We start from the raw sequence: 17481 nt of genomic DNA, 5'->3' as shown, positions 1-17481 counted from the left end.
CTTTCAACTCCTGCCGGGTTCAACACTAGCCTTAATAAGCGCGCAGCACGTGAAGCAAGTATTCATTCCGGTTTAACGGATTGTAGTCGGTCCGCGCTCTTGTCGGCACGTCGCCATGGAGCCTTACGAATCCGGCCGGTTCAACGAGCATGAAGCCTTCCCCTTGGGTGAACGCATGCAAGCTTCTCTTGAAGCTCTCCGTTGCGGCTACAGAAATGCTGCCTGTTATGAGACACAACCCGTTATACATAGCCGTTTCGTGCACCACCGCTTGGATCGCGGATAATTTGTAGATCGCTTTGCTCATCATAGCGGCGGGCACCGTTAACTCGAACGCATGAATAGGCTCATAAACATCCGTACCCGCCTGCGCCAGCGCCTCCATCAATACAAGAGGAGCCAGCTTTCTAAAGTCGCCCGCTGTCGATACCGGACTGAAATAACCGGTATGAGTCAATGTCACGACGATATCGGTGACCTCCCAGCCGTACAGCCCTTGTTTCAAGGTTTGGTGGACCGTCTCCTTAATGGCTTTGTGAAAGGGCAGCGGCAGCGAGCCCAATTCAACCTCTAAAGCGTAGGAAACTCCGCTTCCCGGCAAGCCGGGCTCAACTCTAAACCCCACGGTCGCATAAAAAGGATTATCGCCTTCCGCGATGATCTCAAACGCCTGACCCGTTCCAACCGGTTTTTCCAAGCAAACCGTTCTGGTCTCCGAAAACCTGACTTCCAAATCATACTGTTCCTTCAAGGCCGCTTCGATCACTTCTTTTTGCACTTCGCCGAAAATGCGGATATAAAGGTCTTGATGAACATCATCTTTCATCACTTGGATTAACGGATCTTCCTCCGACAGGCTGATAAGCGCCTTGTACAGCAGGTGGTCCTTGCTCGGCTCCGCCGTTTCGATTCGCGTTTCCATTTGAGGGACTGCGAAGCTGAAATGCTTGATTAGATGAGATTGCTCACCGACGACATCCCCGATCCGGACGTCTTCCAGCCCCCATACTTTGCCTAAATCGCCCGACGTTACCTTGGCGGCGGAAACAGCCTTTCCATTAATCAAAGCGTAAAGCTTTTTGATTTTGCAGGTGCGCGCTTCGAATTCGCCCTGCCCGTTTTTCTGCTGCAGCTTCACTTGTTCTCTCATGTTTAAGCTGCCTGAGAACAGCCTGACATAGGCGATCTTTTCGCCGGACGGTTCTTTTTCGAGCTTAAATACGACCCCGGACAACGGTTCTCCCTCAGCGTCTTCATTTACCGGAAACCATTGGGCCACACCGGCAAGCAGGCCGGACACGCCCACTCCCGTCATGGCGGACCCGAAATAAACCGGGTAGACGTTCGCTTGCTTTACTTGCTTTCCGAATGTCTCTTTTACTTGTTCTTCCGTTACCGCTTCGCCGTTAACATAAGCTTCCAACACCCGCTCGTCATGCGCTGCCGCAAGCTCGATGCATCGTTCCATAAAATCGGGGTTCGCCGCCCAATCGAAACGGGATTCAACAACGGACGCGTGCCCCGTACCTGCGTGTTCGACCTGACACAGTGGAAACGCGTTCGGTGTCAGCTTTTCGCGGATTTGTTCAATCGCCATCTCGGATTGCGCGCCCAAACGATCAATTTTGTTTACGAACAGGATCATGGGCAGCCCCATTTTCTTCAGGACGGAAAACAGAATTTTGGTCTGCGCCTGAACGCCTTCCACCGCGGAAACAACCAATATAACGCCGTCCAGTACGCTCAGCGACCGCTCCACTTCCGCGATAAAATCCGCATGGCCCGGCGTATCGATCAAATTCACTTTCAACCCATGGAGATCAAAAGAAACGACAGATGCTTTAATTGTGATGCCTCTTTTCCGTTCCAATTCCATGGCATCCATCTGTGTATTTCCTTGATCTACCCTTCCCAGCTCGTCGATGACCTTCGTATCATATAAGATACGCTCAGCCAGACTTGTCTTTCCGGCGTCGACGTGCGCCAGAATCCCTATATTCATCGTATGCATGCGTTAAAATCCTCTTTTCTCCGTTCATATTATTCTCCTTTCGAATGTGGTTAAGTTGCCGCATTCCGATCACTCCAATCTATTGTATTAACCCCAGTATATACGGATTTTACGGATTATTCCAATGAAATGACGCTTACGTCTTTTGAGCGGTTATGATATAATCGGATTGGTTTATTTTCTCATTTTTACGAATTTGGAGGCGTAGCATATCATGCGGCAAAACAATTTCGCAAGGGTACAACATTTAGGGGAAGGCGCATCATTGACCCTATAAACTGCGATTCCCCTTCCTTTAAAGGGGTTATATTCAAGTGCAACACCGAAATGAAGTTCAAGCGTCGCGATTCATCCTGTGGTTGAGCATTTTGACATTTTTCAGCGTCATGAACGAAACCATGTTTAACGTTTCGTTGCCGGACATTGCCGCCTATTTCCATATTGCGCCGTCGGCGGCCAATTGGACCAACACCTGCTTTTCGCTTTCTTTCGCGATCGGCGTCGCTGTGTACGGCAAAATATCGGAGCATACAGGCATGCGAAAGCTGTTGTTGTTCGGTATGTTAACCTACGGTTTCGGTTCGGTCGTCGGCCTGTTGGGTTATGCCTGGTATCCGGGCGTGCTGGTCGCGCGTTTTTTGCAGGGAATCGGGGCTTCGGCCATTCCGTCGCTCATTATGGTGATGATCGTCAAGGTCGTGGAACCGGGGAAACAGGGCAAAGCTTTCGGCCTGATCGGCTCTGTCGTCGCCTTTGGTGAGGGGCTCGGTCCGGTCATCGGAGGCGCGGTATCCGGCTATATGCATTGGTCGCTGTTGTTTGCGCTGCCGCTGCTGTCGCTGCTGGCCCTGCCGTTCGTCCTTCGGACGCTGCCTGACGAGACGACAGAGACAAAAGCATTCGACATGACCGGAGCGATAATGTTGTCTGCGGGCATTTTGTCGTTTGCGCTGTTCACGACGCTGTATCATTGGATTTACCTGACTGCAAGTCTGGTTCTGTTTGCGCTTCTCGCTCTTCATATACGCCGGCACCGGGAGCCGTTCTTGGAACTGTTTCTGTTTCGGAAGAAAAGGTATCTTGCCGGCGTGCTCACAGGCGCCCTGCTTCTAGGCACGGTCGCGGGCTTTATTTCCATGGTGCCTTATCTGATGAGAGCGGTGTACGCTATGCCAACCGGCCTCATCGGAAGCGCCATTCTGTTCCCCGGCACCTTGAGCGTCATTTTGTTCGGGATGCTCGGCGGGATGCTGGCCGACCGCCGGGGTCATATCGCCGCAATGCTAACCGGATTAAGCATGATTGCCGCCGGTTTTCTGGTCGTCCTGTTCTATGCGGACCGGACGCCGTGGTTTATTGGGGCTTCGATGATTCTGACGTTTGGCGGCCTGTCGTTTGTCAAAACGGCCGTTTCCGCAAGTGTCGCCAGTACGCTGGAAGAGAATGAAGCGGGCTCCGGTATGGGCATGCTCAACTTCGCCTGCTTCCTCGCGGAAGGGATTGGCATTGCCGGTGTGGGCGGACTGCTGACGAAGCCGTGGCTGGATTCTCCGCTTGTCGGGACCGTAACGAGCCAAACGGCTGCGCTTTACAGCAATATGATGCTGATTTTTATGGCGCTCGTGGCGTTTGGCGGTACTCTGTTCGTTATGTTTTATAGGCGGAATAGTCAGTGATGATGTAAAGCTCCGGGGTTTCCCGGAGCTTTGTTTGTTGTAAAACCCGATGCTCGTAGTTTCTCTGCATACAACGGTGGGGTATATCCCTCCAGCCGCTGCCCCTCCCCAGAAAGTGATGTAACTCTTAAAAGCATATTCTAATACTTGCTTGGGGACCCCATCTAGCCGTGAAACTGATTAGAATTAGCGGTAATTTCACGGGCTTCAAGGCGAGCGTAAACTCTTAAGGGATATATCCACGTTTATTTGTCTGAGTTTTTACTCCTGGAATTTCTCGATACTCTAACCTCTCTGCGGAGAGTTTTTTTGTTTTGTTCAAGAGCCCGTACCGAGAGGACCTGTCGATTTCGGGAGCCCTCAGAAACATCGGGGAGGTAAGCAGCAGAGCCGGCTTTCTGTGGCGGGATCGCGCGTCAGCAAAATAGATGCAGAAAAGTTCCTCTAAATCGGCTTTTTGACCTCTTCGTGCAAATACAGAGGAACTCAGATGCGCTAAATGCCCGATGTTAACCTTACTAACTATGTTTCGACATGAATAAAGGAACGTACGTTCGCTATTTTTAAAACGGGCTATCTCAGACAAAAAATAGCGCACGGCAGTTCCGTTATCTTGTCTACCTTACTACTGTGCACATAAGTATGTGCTCAAGTGTTGAGAAAGTGGTCTCTTAAATGATCGCCACCTGCTGTTCCTGAAAGCGGGACAGCCGGAACATGCTTAGGTCGAACGCGTCCGGTTTTCCTTCGATCCGGTCGGCCAAAATTTCGCCGACGACGCTGGCAAACTTGAAGCCGTGACCCGAGAAGCCGCAGGCGATCTGAATGTTCGAATCGAACGGCGCCCGGTCGATGATGAAATGTTCGTCCGGCGACAGCTCGTATTTGCACACCCCGCCGCGCAGCAGAGCGCCCGCCGCAGCCGGCATATACGTCTCCAGCGCCCGGCGGACATCGCCCTCGTCCTCCGGCAGTGTCCCGAATTCAGCCGGCTGCTCAACCGGCGAGAGCGGAAGGCCGGTCTCGTGCCGGCCGATCTTCACGCCGGACCCTTGAATGCTCGGAAAGCCGTAAAAGCCGCCGTCTGGGGTGCTTAGCGTGAATCCCGGGAATCGCTCGGAAGCGAACAGCGCTTCGTCGGCCTGAAACCAGGCGACTGCTTTGCGGACCGGCGCCACGGGCAGCGCAAGCGACGGAAGCAGCACGCTGCCGACTCCGGCGCCCGCGCTTACAATAAGACAGTCCGCGTGGAAGTCGCCGACCCCGGTTTTTACGGTGACGCCCGCGTTCCACGGCACGACCTCCGTTACGCGCGTATACGGAAGCAGCGCCGCCCGATGCGCCAGCGCCGTTTCGCGATACGCCTGCACGCATTGCTCGCTGAGCAAATAGCCGGCCTCCGGCTCGAACAGCCCCGCGTAATCGTCCGGCAGTTGAACGCCCGGCCAGCGCTTCGCAATCTCCTGCGACCGCAGCAGCTCGACCGGCAATTGAAGCGCGGCCGACGATTCAAGTTTGTAGCGGAGCCCCGAATGCCCGGCCGGCGCCATATTCAGCACGCCGCTGCGAAAGAACAGCTTCCGGCCGCGTTCCTCCTCCAGCTCGCTCCAGAGCTGGTGCGCCCGGACGGCCATGGCCACGTAAGGGCCCCCTCCGGCATAGGCATGACGGAGCAGCCTCGTTTCTCCGTGATGGCTGCCTCCCCCATGGGGCGGGTCGAACGCGTCGATCAGCAGCGTGCTTATCCCTCGCCGTGCCAAATGCGCCCCCGCACTCATGCCCATGGAGCCTGCGCCGATGACGATGACATCGTAAGACGTACGGATAACGATCACTCCTTCCTAATCGTATATTAAACCGCCTTATATTTAGGTATAATCAGACTATGACCACCTACATTCCGAAGGAGTGAACTTTTTTGGAGCATAGATATTTCGGCGCGTCCGACAAGCAATTTCCGATTCTGGGCTTCGGCGCCCAGCGCATCGTGGACGAGCATCAATGCACGGAGGAAGAAGCAATTCGCATCGTGAACCGGGCGATCGACGAAGGCATAACCTACTTCGATACGGCCCCGAGCTATTCTGACGGGCAGTCGGAGGAGCGGCTGGGTAAAGCACTCGGGCACCGCCGCAGCGACGTCTGGATCGCAACGAAGACGCACGACCGGACAAGAGACGGCTCGTGGCGCCTGCTCGAAGCCAGCCTGAACCGGCTGCAAACCGACCATGTCGACGAGTGGCGTCTGCATAATCTGGTCACGATGGACGATCTGGAGCAATGCTTCGCCAAAGGCGGGGCGATGGAGGCGATGCTCGAAGCGAAGGAGCAAGGCATCATCAAGGCGATCAGCGTCAGCGGGCATACGAACCCGGAAGTCCAGCTCGAAGCGATCGAACGGTTCCCCTTCGACAGCGCCTTGGTGGCACTATCCGCCGCCGATCACTTCATCTACAGCTTCGCGCACGAATTTGTTCCGCGGGCCGTCGAGAAGGGAGTCGCGGTAATCGGCATGAAGGTGATGGCGCTCGGGAAGCTCGCCCCATGGTACGAGCAGGCGCTGCGGTACACGTTCTCGCTGCCCGTTGCCACAACCATTATCGGGATGGAAACCATGGAGCAGTTGGAGAAAAATCTCGCTATCGCCAAGCGATTCTGCCCGATGTCCGACACAGAGCAGCTCGACTTCTTGAAAGAAATCATCCACCTCGCCACACCGGATGTGCTGCGCTGGAAAGCGAGCGAGTGGATGTCCGGCGAATGGTACCGGCGCGACTAGTCCCGCAGACGGTCCAAAGCGCGGACCGCCGTAAGCGCAAATAAAGCCGCTCCCGGCACTAACGCATCCTCATTTAGCGTAAATTTCGGATGGTGCCATTCCTCCGTTCCGCTCGTGCCCATCCAGAGGAAGCAGCCCGGTATCTGTTCCTGGTAGTGCGCAAAATCTTCGCCGCCCGTGGAACGCCGGGCCCCCGTCACATGGAGGTTCAAGGCTTGCGCCGCCCCGCGGGCGATCTCCACCGCTTCCGAATCGTTGGTTACGGACGGAATTCCCGCAAACCAAGTCAGGCGCGCCTCCGCGCCGTAGCCCGCAGCGATGCCGCCGGCGATGCGCTGCAGCAGTTCCGGCAGCTTCTGCCGGACCTCCGGGCGGAACGTCCGCACGGTGCCGTCCAAGACCGCTTCGTCCGGGATGACGTTCCACGTGCTGCCTGCATGAAAGCTGCATACGCTGACAACCGCGCTGTCCAGCGGGCTGATGCTGCGGCTGACCGCGGTCTGGAGGCCGCCTACGATCGCGCTGGCGGCCACGATCGGGTCGATCGCTGCATCGGGAATGGCCGCATGGCCGCCCTTTCCGGTCACCGTCAGCTTGAAGCCGTCGACGCTGGCCATCAGCGGCCCCGGCGCCAAGCCGACAGTGCCGACCGGCAGCTCGGGCTTGTTATGCATGCCGAAGATCGCCTGCACGCCTTCCAAAGCGCCCGCGCCGATCATCGCTTTCGCACCCGTGCCCTTCTCTTCCGCTGGCTGAAACAGCAGCTTCACGGTTCCTTTCAGCTCGACGGCATGCCGCTTGAGCAGCAACGCCGCACCCACAATCGCCGCGGTATGAAAATCGTGCCCGCAAGCGTGCATTTTCCCCGGAATTTCCGAGGCGAACGGCAGCCCGGTTTCCTCCGTCACCGGCAGCGCGTCGATATCCGCCCGCAGCGCAACCGTCGGCCCAGGCTCCGCCCCTTCGACCTCCGCCAGCACGCCGACAGGCAGGTCGAGCGGCAGCAGCCGGATGCCCGCTCCGCTTAACGCTTCCCGGATTTTGCGGGTCGTCTCCACCTCCTGCATTGACAGCTCCGGATGGCGGTGCAAGTCGCGGCGAAGCCGCACCAATTCGGGCTTCAGTTCCTCAGCCTCTTGAAGCAATCGTTCAGGGTTCATGCGCAGATTCTCCTCGGTTTAGCCTGTGGTGGCGCGGACTTCAGGCAGCAAATTTTTACGCAAAAAGACGAGCTTGTCGTCCCGTCCCAGCTCCCGCTCATAGAAGCGCACGTAGCCTTTCCGTTCATACATCGGCAGCAGCCAGGGATGCTTCGCCGAGGTCGCGAGCACAACAGCCGGCGAAAGCAGAATATCCCGTACGACCGCTTCCTCCGCGTAGGCCAGAAGCCTACTGCCGACACCACGGTTCGCATATGCCGGATCGACGGCAAAGTTGTACAGGAACGGCAGATCGGTCACCTCCGGCAGCGACCGGAGCGAAATGGTCGCGACGATCCTCCGGTCGATCTCCAGCACGTAGCTGGCATGCTCGGCAATATTCGTCCGTACCATCTCCAAATCCGCATGGACGGCCGCAAATTCGATTTTAAGCTCCCCGATGCTCCGATAAGCTCTGCGAATCACGCCCAGAACCTGCTCGGCATCGTCTAACGTCGCTTGACGATACACCTCGTTCACGGAACTCACCTCACGATTTTCGCTATTATATCACATAACTCCATTCCGGCGTGATTCTCCGCAGGAACTGCTTGGTGCGCTCTTCCTGGGGGCGGGAGAAAATGTCCTCCGGCTTGCCCTCCTCGACGATGACGCCTTCGTCCATAAACACCACGCGGTTCGACACTTCGCGGGCGAAGCTCATCTCGTGCGTCACGACGATCATCGTGATGCCTTCGCGGGCAATTTTACGAATGACGGACAGCACCTCGCCGACCAGCTCAGGATCGAGCGCTGACGTCGGCTCGTCGAACAAAATCACCTCGGGATTGAGCGCCAAAGCGCGGGCGATCCCGACCCGCTGCTGCTGCCCGCCCGAGAGCCGGCTGGGGTAGGCATCGGCTTTTGCCGCGAGGCCGACCTTCTCCAGCACCTGAAGACTTCGCTCCCTCGCCTCTTCCTTGGGCACTTTCTGCGCAATAACGAGACCCTCCATCACGTTTTCCAGCGCCGTCTTATGCTTGAACAAATTGTAATGCTGAAACACCATCGCCGTTTTGCGGCGCAGCATCAAGATGTCGCGCTTGCTCGGATGCTTGCAGTTGACCGTAAAATCGCCGATCGCCACCTCCCCGTCCTGCGGGCGCTCCAGCAGGTTGACGCAGCGGAGCAGCGTCGTTTTGCCTGATCCACTGGGCCCGAGGATGACGACGACCTCCCCTTTTTCCACCGACAAGTCGATCCCTTTCAGCACCGCCTGCTTGCCGAACGACTTTTGAATGTTCGTCAGTCGGATCATGTCACGCCTCCCCGATTGTATTTAGTTACCTTTTTTTCCAAATAAGCCGTCAGCCGCTCCGCCACGACCGTGATTCCCCAATAAATAAGCGCCGCCGCGATAAAGGCTTCCAGAAACTTTAAATTATTCGACGCCACGACGCTGGCTTTGCCGAGCAGTTCCATCTGCGAGACCGTGAACGCAAACGTCGACGTATGCAAAAAACCGACGAACAAGTTGCACAGATTCGGCAAAATAACCCCGATCGCCTGCGGCAGCACGATGCGTCTGAGCGCTTGAGGCGTGCTCATGCCGACGGAGTAGGCGGCCTCGATCTGACCGCGGTTTACCGCCAGGAGACCGGAGCGGATGATCTCGGACATGTAGGCGCCGGCCGTCAGGGAGAACGCCGTCAGCACGAACGACAGGATCGGGATCGAAGCCGTCTTGATCCCCCACCCGTAATGCGTCGACAGCTTGTCGATCAGCAGCGGCAGCCCCCAGTAAATGAGGAATACGTGCAAAATGACCGGCGTTCCGCGCAAAAAGGAAACATAGGCGTCGGCGATCCGGTGCAGCACCTTCACCTTGTACATGCGGATCAGCGCCGTCGCCACGCCGATGACGAACCCGAACAGCAGCGGGACGATCGTGATGACCAGCGTCAGAGGCAGCGCGTCCAATATTTCAAAAAAAGCCGTAACGATAAACCCGATGTCGATACTCATTCGTTCTCACTCCATCCCCGGACCGGGAACCGGTCATGCGCTCGCAATTCTTTGTTCGTGCCTCTGCAATCGGATTTCCGTCAACGCAAAGCCCTTCTCCAGCAGGAGCACGGTCAAATAATAAATGATCGTCAGACCGATATACACCTCCAGCGTGTGGGCGGTCGTCGCAATCAGCGTCTGCCCCCGCCCCATCATGTCCATGACCCCGATAGAGTACGCCAGCGACGTATCTTTCAAGAAGCCGATCACCGTGCTCGCAAAGTTCGGAAAAGCAATGACGAACGCCTGCGGCAGAACGATCCGGAAAAAGGCCTGCGGCCCCGTCATACCGACGGCGTACGCGCCTTCAAGCTGGCCACGGTCTACGGCGTTGACCGCCCCGCGGATCACCTCGGAAATCGAGGCGGCGCTGCCGAGCGCATACGTAATAATAACGAATACGATCGGATTCATCCGCGACATGTCGAAGTCTACGAGCTGCAGCAGCGCAGGTACCCCGTAAAAGACGAGAAACAATTGGATCAAAATCGGCGTTCCGCGGACAAACGAGACGTAAACGGCGGCGATCCGGTTCAGCACCGGAACGTTGTACAGCCGGGGCAGCGCGATCAGCAGTCCCAGCACTACGCCAAAGAAGAGCGAAGCGGCCAAAATAAACAGCGTAATATGCAGGTAAGACAGCAGTATAGGAAGGAACTCCCATATGAGCGCGGCGTCGAACGATTTCCCCATTCCCACCCATACCTTTCTGTAAGGAAATTTGGTCTACTTCTCCACAGTGTAGTCGTCGCCCAGCCACTGCTTGCTCAGTTTCGCTAACGTCCCGTCGGCCTTGATCTCCTTCAACGCCTCATCGATCCTCTTTTTCAGCTCGCTTTCGTCCTTGCGAAGCATGAAATACACTTTCGAATTGGAAAGCGTCTCGCCAACCGTTTTGAGCTGGGCGTCCGCGCTTTTATTTAAGTAATCGATGGCAAACTGCGTGCTGATCAAGGCGTCGACCCGCCCGGTTTTGACTTGCGTGCTCGTGTCTTCGCCTGCGCCGGTATACACGATCTGGATCGGATTACCGTGTTCCTTATTGTATTTTTCGGCCAGCGCCGCCGCATTGCTCGTCGCGGTTGCGATCAGCTTCTTGCCCTTCAAATCCGCAATCGACTTAACGTCGTTATTGTCCTTGTGCACGACGATTTTGTTCGGGAAAATGTTGTACGCTTCGTCGTTGTACAAAAATTTCTTCTGTCTCTCCTCGTTCACTTCCATTTGATGCGCGATAAAATCGATCTTTTTCGTTTCCAGACTGAGCAGCAAATTTTTGAATTCCATCGTTTTCAGCTCGAACTCATACTCCGGCAGACGTTTGTCGATTTCTTTGACGAGCTCCACATCGTAGCCAGTCAGCTTGCCGTCTTTGTCGATAAAGCAAATGTTCGGAAACTGCGTGCCCGTGCCGACGATGATTTTTTTTACAGCCTGACTGCCATTGGAAGCCGCCGCGCTTGAGCTGTCCACCCCTCCCGTAGAGGCTTGAGTGCCGCAGCCTGCCAGAAGAAGAACGGTGAGCAGTGACGCCGAAAAAAATCGTTTTTTCATATGGTAACCCCCATGATCGTGATGAATTGGCGACAAAAAGCCCCTGCTTCAATCAACAGGAGCTTTTGGCGGTCCAATCAGCTTCTTTTTTTTGCAAGTATTCTTATTTCGGCGTCTCCTTCTGCGGGAGAGCCTGCTTGATTCGCTCGATCTGCCGCAGATGCGTCTGCACGTGGTTGATAAAGGCTTGAACCGCCTGCTCCAGCGTCACGGTTTCGCCTTTGAAGTTAACGCCGCTCTTGCTCCAATCTTCCCCGGTTAACCGGCGGAACAACTGGCTGTTGAAGACGAGCAGCGCCCGGAACACGTCCAAAATATCGTCTGCGGAGCTTTCGTTCGCCTGGACCGAGCTTACCCACGGGTCCTGCTTGAAGGCGGGCAGCTGCGCCGCCGATCCGGACAACAGCTCGCGGATGCGGAACGAGACGACGATGTTGTGATCGGCCAAATGCGACAGCACCTCCGTGACGCTCCACTGCTCCGGCGTCGCCTTCCATTTCAACTGGTTCTCCGACAAGCCTTCGATCGCTTGCTTCAACTGCTCATGCGTATGCAAATATGCTTCAATATCGATCACGCTCTGACTCACAGTGTCTCCTCCTGACTTTATGCGGGGTAATGGCAAGCGGCCCAGCGGCCCGCTTCCACCTCGGTTAACTCCGGCTCCTCCTCCCGGCATCTCGCCGTTGCTGCGGGGCAGCGCGGATGAAAGCGGCAGCCCGAGGGCGGATGGGCCGGCGACGGGATTTCTCCTTGAATGGCGGTCCATGTTCTTTTGCGGGAAGGGTCGGCAACAGGGACGGAGGCAAGCAGTGCCTTGGTGTAATGATGCGCCGGCCGGTAGAACAACTCCTCGCTTGGAGCGATTTCGACCAGCTTCCCCAGATACATCACCCCGATCCGGTCGGAAATGTAGCGGACAATCTGAAGGCCGTGTCCGATAAACAAATACGTCAGCCCCAGACGGCGCTGCAAATCCTGCATCAAATTGACGATCTGCGATTGGACGGACACGTCGAGCGCGGACACCGCTTCGTCGGCCAAAATAAACTTCGGACGCAGCGCGATCGCCCGGGCGATACCGATCCGCTGTCGCTGTCCGCCGGAAAATTCGTGCGGATACCGGTCGTACCACGCCGGATTCAGCCCCACGGCGGTCAGCAACGGCTCTACCCGCTCCCGCTTCGCGCGTCCGCTCCAGCCTTCATGCACCGCCAGCGGTTCCCCGATCAGATCGCCGACCTTCCAACGCGGATTGAGCGATCCGAACGGATCTTGGAAAATCATTTGCATGTTGCGCCGGACTTCCCGTAAATTTCCGGCGGTCAGCTTCGACAAATCGTGCCCGTCGAACCGGACCCGTCCGCTTGTCGGACGGTCCAACTGGAGAAGCAGCCGTCCCAGCGTCGATTTCCCGCTGCCCGATTCCCCGACGAGTCCGAACGTCTCCCCTTTGCGGATGGAAAAGGATACTTGATCGACGGCGTGAATGTGCGCTCCGGCACGCCCGAAGCGGAGAAAGCCCTGCTTCACCGGGAAATGCTTGGTCAGCTCGTGCGCTTCGATCAGGTTGGTGGTAACAGGCTGCGCTGCTTCGTCCTCCTCCGGCTCGACGATCCGGGACACTCGGGCAGCGGCGGCTTCTGAGGCTCCGGAGGCGAAGGCGGTCTCCCACCGCCCGGAGTGCGTTAAGGCTCCGGCGTGCCAGCACGCGACCTGTCTGCCGCCGATGTCCGCCAGCGGCGGGCGCTCTTCCTCGCAGACCTCCGTGGCAAACGGGCAGCGCGGATGAAAGCGACAGCCGCCCGGCAGCTCGGACAGGCTCGGGATCGAGCCGTCGATCGAATACAGCTTCGCCCCTCGGTCGCTCTCCAGCGTCGCGACCGATTGCAGGAGCCCCTTCGTGTAAGGATGCTGCGGCTCCCGGAACAATGGCTCTGCGGCCGCCTGCTCCACGATCTCTCCCGCATACATGACGATAATGCGGTCCGCGATTTCCGCCGCCACCCCCATATCGTGCGTAATGAGCAGAATCGACATGTTGAATTCCGACTTCAGCTCCTGCAGCAGTTGAAGTATTTGCGCTTGTATCGTCACGTCCAGCGCGGTCGTCGGCTCGTCGGCAATGAGCAGCTCCGGACCGCAGGCCAGCGCCATCGCGATCATCGCGCGCTGCAACATGCCGCCGGAAAGCTCCCCGGGATACTGCTTCATCCGGATTTCCGGCTCCGGGATGCCGACCTTGCGCAGGAGCCCAGTGCCGCGCTCCCAAGCTTCGGCCCGGGAAGCTACTTGATGGCGGACCATCGACTCGGCGATTTGACTGCCGACCGTAAAGACCGGGTCAAACGCCGCCATCGGCTCCTGAAACACCATAGCGATTCGTTTGCCGCGCCAGCGCCGGATTTCCTCCTGCGGCAGCGCCGTCAAATCCACGCCGTCCATCCGGACATGGCCGCCCGTAATAACGCCGTTCTCGAAGTCGATTAAGCGCATCAAGGCTTTGGCCGTCACGGTTTTGCCGCTGCCGGACTCGCCGACCAAGCATACCGTTTCGCCGGCTCCGATGCGGAGCGACACGTCCCGGATCGCCGGAAGATAACCGGCCGGGGTGACGAAATCGACCGTGAGCTGCTCGATCTCAAGCAATGCCTTCACTCGGGCACCTCCTCCTGACGTAGTGGGAAATTGGTGTACGGATTCCGCTCCCTCCGCTTCTTACTCACGGGCTCCGCTTCGGGTCCAGCCGATCGCGGAGCTGATCGCCGATCAGATTGACGGCCAGCACGAACAACGTAATCGCCAGCCCGGGGAACGTCGCCATCCACCAAGCGACGGTCAGGTAACCACGCCCCTGCGACAGCAAGGTGCCCCAATCCGGAATTTCCCGCAGCACGCCCAGCCCCAAAAAGCTGAGCGACGCGCCGATCAAGATCGAAGAACCGACGCCGATCGTCGCCATCACCAGCAGCGGTGACCACGAGCCCGGTAGCACATGCCGCAGAAGGATATGCGCATGAGATGCGCCGACCGAGCGGGAAGCCGCCACATAAGGGCGCGCCTTGATGCTGAGCACTTGGCCCCGCAGCACGCGGGCATATCTCGGAATGGCCGATACGCTCACGGCCAGCACCACGTTGAACAAACTCGGGCCGAGGGCGGCGGCAATAGCGAGCGCAAGCAGCAGGCTCGGGATCGCCATCAAAATATCGATGAACCGCATGAGCACGGTGTCGACCGCACCGCCGATATAGCCCGACAGCGCGCCGAGCAGACTGCCGGCCAAGCCGCCGAGCAGGACGGAAGCAACGCCGATGAGCAGCGAGCTTCGGGCTCCGTAGACGACGACGCTGAAAACGTCCCGCCCGAAATAATCGGTGCCGAACGGATGGGCCGCTCCCGGCGGCTGCAAAATCCGGTCCGCCCGCATGTCCGTCGGCGAATAAGGAGCGATCCACTGCGGGAAGACGGCGCACGCCGCAATGAAGAGCACCGCCAATATCGCCCCGTAGAAGAACGGTCCGGATAGCGACGATGACAGCTTCGGACGGCTCGGAGCGGACACGAGCGGTCTTCTGTGGGACAATACCGGCCTAGCGACCGAAACGACGCTTTTCATAATTAACCCTCTTTTCCTTCCGGATTACTCGGTTTAAAGTGAGCGTCTTACCCTCGGATCGACGATCGAGTACGAAATATCTACGAGCAGGTTCACGACCACATACGCAATCGCGGTAAAAAAGACGACGCCCTGAACGACGGGCAAATCTTTGGCCGTAATGGCATCCGCCAGCAGGCGCCCGATGCCCTGCCGGGAAAAGACGGTTTCGATCACGACGGCCCCCGCCATCAATTCGCCGATCTGAATTCCGACCATCGTGATGGCCGGAATGAGCGCGTTGCGCAGCGCGTGACGGTACATGACGATTTGTTCCGGCAGTCCCTTGGAGCGCAGCGTAACGATAAACGGCTCGCCCAGCACCTCCAGCATGCTGTTACGCACCATCCGTACGATAAACCCGGCGCCGACAAGGCCAAGCGTCAGAGCAGGCAAAATCAGCGTCCGGACGCCTTCCGAGCCCATAGCGGGCAACCACTGAAGCTGCACCGAGAAGATCAGAATGAGCAGAATGCCCGACCAGAACGTTGGCATCGAGATGCCGAACAGGCTGACGATCCGGGCGAACAGATCAACCGCGCGTCCCTTATGGATTGCTGAGAGCACTCCGAGCATGACACCAAACGCAACGGCGATGCATGAGCTGACCAAGGTTAAAAGAGCGGTAGCGGGAAACTGCTCCCAAATTTTCGGCAGTACCGGGTCGTCGCTGACCAATGAGCGGCCGAAATCTCCGCGAAGCATATCCCAGAGGTACGTTCCAAGCTGAACCCATACCGGCTGATCGAGCCCGAGCTGGTGACGCAAGTTCTGCACCGTTTCCGGGCTGGCTGGCGCCCCGGCGAGCATGATCAGGACCGGATCGCCCGGCAGCAAGTACAGGATGAAGAAGACGAGGATCAACGCTCCGACAATGACCAAAACGGACGATAAGAGACGCTGAACGATCACCCCAGCCATAGCAACCGGCTCCTTCCGTCGTTATTTTTTCACCGTCACGTCATAGAAGAGCGGATAGCCGAGGGAATCGAATTTCAATCCGCGAACTGATTTGGCGGCAGCCACCGTGTACGGGAACACGTAAACCGGGAACCCGTAGGCGTTGTCCACGACATAGCTCTGCACCTTTTTGTAAATTTCCGCGCGCTTCGCCGGGTCCTGCTCCCTCAGCCCTTCCTCCAGCCATTGATCCAGCTGCGGGTCGGAATGCCGGGTATGGTTGTGTCCCCATTTTTCCGGCGTCGGAACGGCGCTCGTATGGAAGAAGCTGCGCAAAATGTCCGGGTCACCCGACACGTTGCTGACGCCGACCAGATCGTTCGTCCCCTTGACCATGACCGCATGGGTCGTGTCCGGAAGCAGCTCGACGTTGACGGCAATGCCGACTTGCTTCAACTGCTGCTGGATCATGGCGGCGATATCGTTGCGCTTCTCCCGGTTGGGCGAGCCGTCGATGTAATGAAGCGTGAGCGGCTTGCCGTCCTTCGCCCGGATGCCATCCGCTCCGCGTGCCCACCCAAGCTCGTCGAGCAGCGCGTTCGCTTTGGCGATGTCCGGCTTCACGGCCTGTTCGAGCGAAGCATTATACCCTAGCATAGACGGCGACAACGGAGACCATGCCCTCGGATATGTCCCAAGATAAAGTGTCTTGACGATCGCATCGAAGTCGATGGCGAGTTGTACGGCCTTGCGCGCTTTAAGCTCGTTCCATGGGGGGTGCTGCTGATTCAGCATGAGCGTATACGGAATGCCCGTCGACTCGGCTTGCAGCAGATTGACGTTCGGATCACCCTTGAGCGACACGAGATTTTGCGGCGGAACCGTCTCGACGGCCGACACCTGCCCGCTCTGCACGCTGCCGATGCGGGTCGCTTCCTCCGGAATGATTTTGAAGGTCAGCTTGTCGATGCGCGCAGGACCGGCATGTTCGGCAATCGGAGGCCCCCACTTGTAGTCGGGGTTTTTCTCCAACCGAATCGCCGCATTCTCCGTCCAGCCGGTAAATGTAAACGGGCCGGTGCCAACCGGATGCTTGGCCAGCTGGTCCTTGTGCTTCTCCGCTGCCGCCGGCGAGACGATACCGAGAAACGCTTGGCTCAAGCTGCTCAGAAAAGCGCTGTAGGGCGATTTCAAGCTGACTTTGACCGTATAGTCGTCGATCACTTCCGACGATTCGTAAGGTCCGATCAGCGTCACCGCAAACCGGGATTTGGTCGCCGGATTGACGATGCGGTCAAAATTGTACTTGACGGCTGCAGCATTGAACGGCGTGCCGTCGTGGAACTTCACGTCCTCGCGCAGCTTGAAGGTGTAGCTTTTGCCGTCCGGGGAGACCGTCCATTCCGTCGCCAGCCACGGCTTGATCGATTGATCGGGCATTTGCACGACCAAGCTGTCGTACAGCGCCCGCATCACCCGGTAATCGACGGCCCCCGGCACGACGTTCGGGTCCAGCCCCGATGGCGACGTGGCGAGGCCGTAGGTCAATTCGCCGCCTGACTGCGTTTCTCCCGCCTGCCCTCCTGACAAGGGCTTGACGCCCGATTCGCCTCCGCAGCCTGCCGTAAGCAGAAGCAAAGCTGCGGCAAGCATCCATGGCCGTAGTAACCGTGACCGTTTCACTGGGACCCTCTCCA

The 17481-nt window shown here is 57.6% G+C and carries 15 protein-coding genes; 2 read left to right on the top strand and 13 right to left on the bottom strand.

From position 1 onward, the window contains the following. Nucleotides 1-31: 31 nt before the first annotated feature. Entirely contained in the window at nucleotides 32-2011 is a 1980-nt protein-coding gene (locus tag PEL01S_RS19750; protein WP_127461520.1) for an elongation factor G, read from the bottom strand. A gap of 314 nt (nucleotides 2012-2325) precedes the next feature. Between PEL01S_RS19750 and PEL01S_RS19740 the strand changes: the two genes are divergently transcribed. Beyond that, nucleotides 2326-3687, top strand: a complete 1362-nt coding sequence (locus PEL01S_RS19740) for an MFS transporter (RefSeq protein WP_127461518.1) — start codon at nucleotides 2326-2328, stop codon at nucleotides 3685-3687. A gap of 671 nt (nucleotides 3688-4358) precedes the next feature. Here the strand turns inward: PEL01S_RS19740 and solA are convergent. Continuing rightward, nucleotides 4359-5513: an N-methyl-L-tryptophan oxidase gene (gene solA, locus PEL01S_RS19735; RefSeq protein WP_127461550.1), complete on the bottom strand. Its 1155-nt coding sequence runs from the start codon at nucleotides 5511-5513 to the stop codon at nucleotides 4359-4361. 92 nt (nucleotides 5514-5605) lie between these two features. On the opposite strand from solA, the gene PEL01S_RS19730 reads away from it, so the two are divergent. After that, nucleotides 5606-6466 carry an aldo/keto reductase gene (locus PEL01S_RS19730; RefSeq protein WP_127461517.1) on the top strand — a complete coding sequence of 287 codons (861 nt, stop codon included), beginning with the start codon at nucleotides 5606-5608 and terminating at the stop codon, nucleotides 6464-6466. Here the strand turns inward: PEL01S_RS19730 and PEL01S_RS19725 are convergent. The 11 genes from PEL01S_RS19725 to PEL01S_RS19675 all read right to left on the bottom strand — a co-directional run bounded on the left by PEL01S_RS19725 (nucleotide 6463) and on the right by PEL01S_RS19675 (nucleotide 17437). Beyond that, nucleotides 6463-7626, bottom strand: coding sequence for an amidohydrolase (locus PEL01S_RS19725; protein ID WP_127461516.1), 1164 nt, complete (start codon nucleotides 7624-7626; stop codon nucleotides 6463-6465). The two genes, PEL01S_RS19730 and PEL01S_RS19725, sit on opposite strands and share 4 nt — an antisense overlap. A gap of 18 nt (nucleotides 7627-7644) precedes the next feature. Further along, the gene (locus tag PEL01S_RS19720; protein ID WP_127461515.1) at nucleotides 7645-8145 is read right to left on the bottom strand and encodes a GNAT family N-acetyltransferase; all 501 of its coding nucleotides are present in this window, start codon (nucleotides 8143-8145) and stop codon (nucleotides 7645-7647) included. A gap of 25 nt (nucleotides 8146-8170) precedes the next feature. After that, on the bottom strand, nucleotides 8171-8923 hold the full coding sequence (locus PEL01S_RS19715; protein WP_127461514.1) for an amino acid ABC transporter ATP-binding protein: 753 nt from the start codon (nucleotides 8921-8923) through the stop codon (nucleotides 8171-8173). Beyond that, entirely contained in the window at nucleotides 8920-9630 is a 711-nt protein-coding gene (locus tag PEL01S_RS19710; RefSeq protein ID WP_127461513.1) for an amino acid ABC transporter permease, read from the bottom strand. The genes PEL01S_RS19715 and PEL01S_RS19710 overlap by 4 nt, the downstream gene beginning before the upstream one ends. 33 nt (nucleotides 9631-9663) lie before the next feature. Then, nucleotides 9664-10365, bottom strand: coding sequence for an amino acid ABC transporter permease (locus PEL01S_RS19705; RefSeq protein ID WP_127461512.1), 702 nt, complete (start codon nucleotides 10363-10365; stop codon nucleotides 9664-9666). 33 nt (nucleotides 10366-10398) lie between these two features. Then, the gene (locus PEL01S_RS19700) at nucleotides 10399-11226 is read right to left on the bottom strand and encodes a transporter substrate-binding domain-containing protein (RefSeq protein WP_127461511.1); all 828 of its coding nucleotides are present in this window, start codon (nucleotides 11224-11226) and stop codon (nucleotides 10399-10401) included. A gap of 103 nt (nucleotides 11227-11329) precedes the next feature. Continuing rightward, on the bottom strand, nucleotides 11330-11815 hold the full coding sequence (locus PEL01S_RS19695) for a DinB family protein (protein WP_082866860.1): 486 nt from the start codon (nucleotides 11813-11815) through the stop codon (nucleotides 11330-11332). A gap of 17 nt (nucleotides 11816-11832) precedes the next feature. Continuing rightward, nucleotides 11833-13884, bottom strand: coding sequence for an ABC transporter ATP-binding protein (locus PEL01S_RS19690; protein ID WP_127461510.1), 2052 nt, complete (start codon nucleotides 13882-13884; stop codon nucleotides 11833-11835). A gap of 64 nt (nucleotides 13885-13948) precedes the next feature. Continuing rightward, complete coding sequence (locus PEL01S_RS19685) at nucleotides 13949-14845, bottom strand: ABC transporter permease (protein ID WP_127461509.1); 897 nt, start codon at nucleotides 14843-14845, stop codon at nucleotides 13949-13951. A 33-nt stretch (nucleotides 14846-14878) separates the two neighbouring features. After that, on the bottom strand, nucleotides 14879-15805 hold the full coding sequence (locus PEL01S_RS19680; protein WP_063179378.1) for an ABC transporter permease: 927 nt from the start codon (nucleotides 15803-15805) through the stop codon (nucleotides 14879-14881). 21 nt (nucleotides 15806-15826) lie between these two features. After that, nucleotides 15827-17437: an ABC transporter substrate-binding protein gene (locus PEL01S_RS19675; protein ID WP_063179376.1), complete on the bottom strand. Its 1611-nt coding sequence runs from the start codon at nucleotides 17435-17437 to the stop codon at nucleotides 15827-15829. Nucleotides 17438-17481 lie beyond the last annotated feature (44 nt).

Origin of the sequence: Paenibacillus elgii NBRC 100335 (genome assembly GCF_004000865.1) — a bacterium.
Taxonomy (GTDB): domain Bacteria; phylum Bacillota; class Bacilli; order Paenibacillales; family NBRC-103111; genus Paenibacillus_G; species Paenibacillus_G elgii.
The sequence above is the reverse complement of the archived record's forward strand: the minus strand, read 5'-3'. Positions and strand labels throughout refer to the sequence as shown.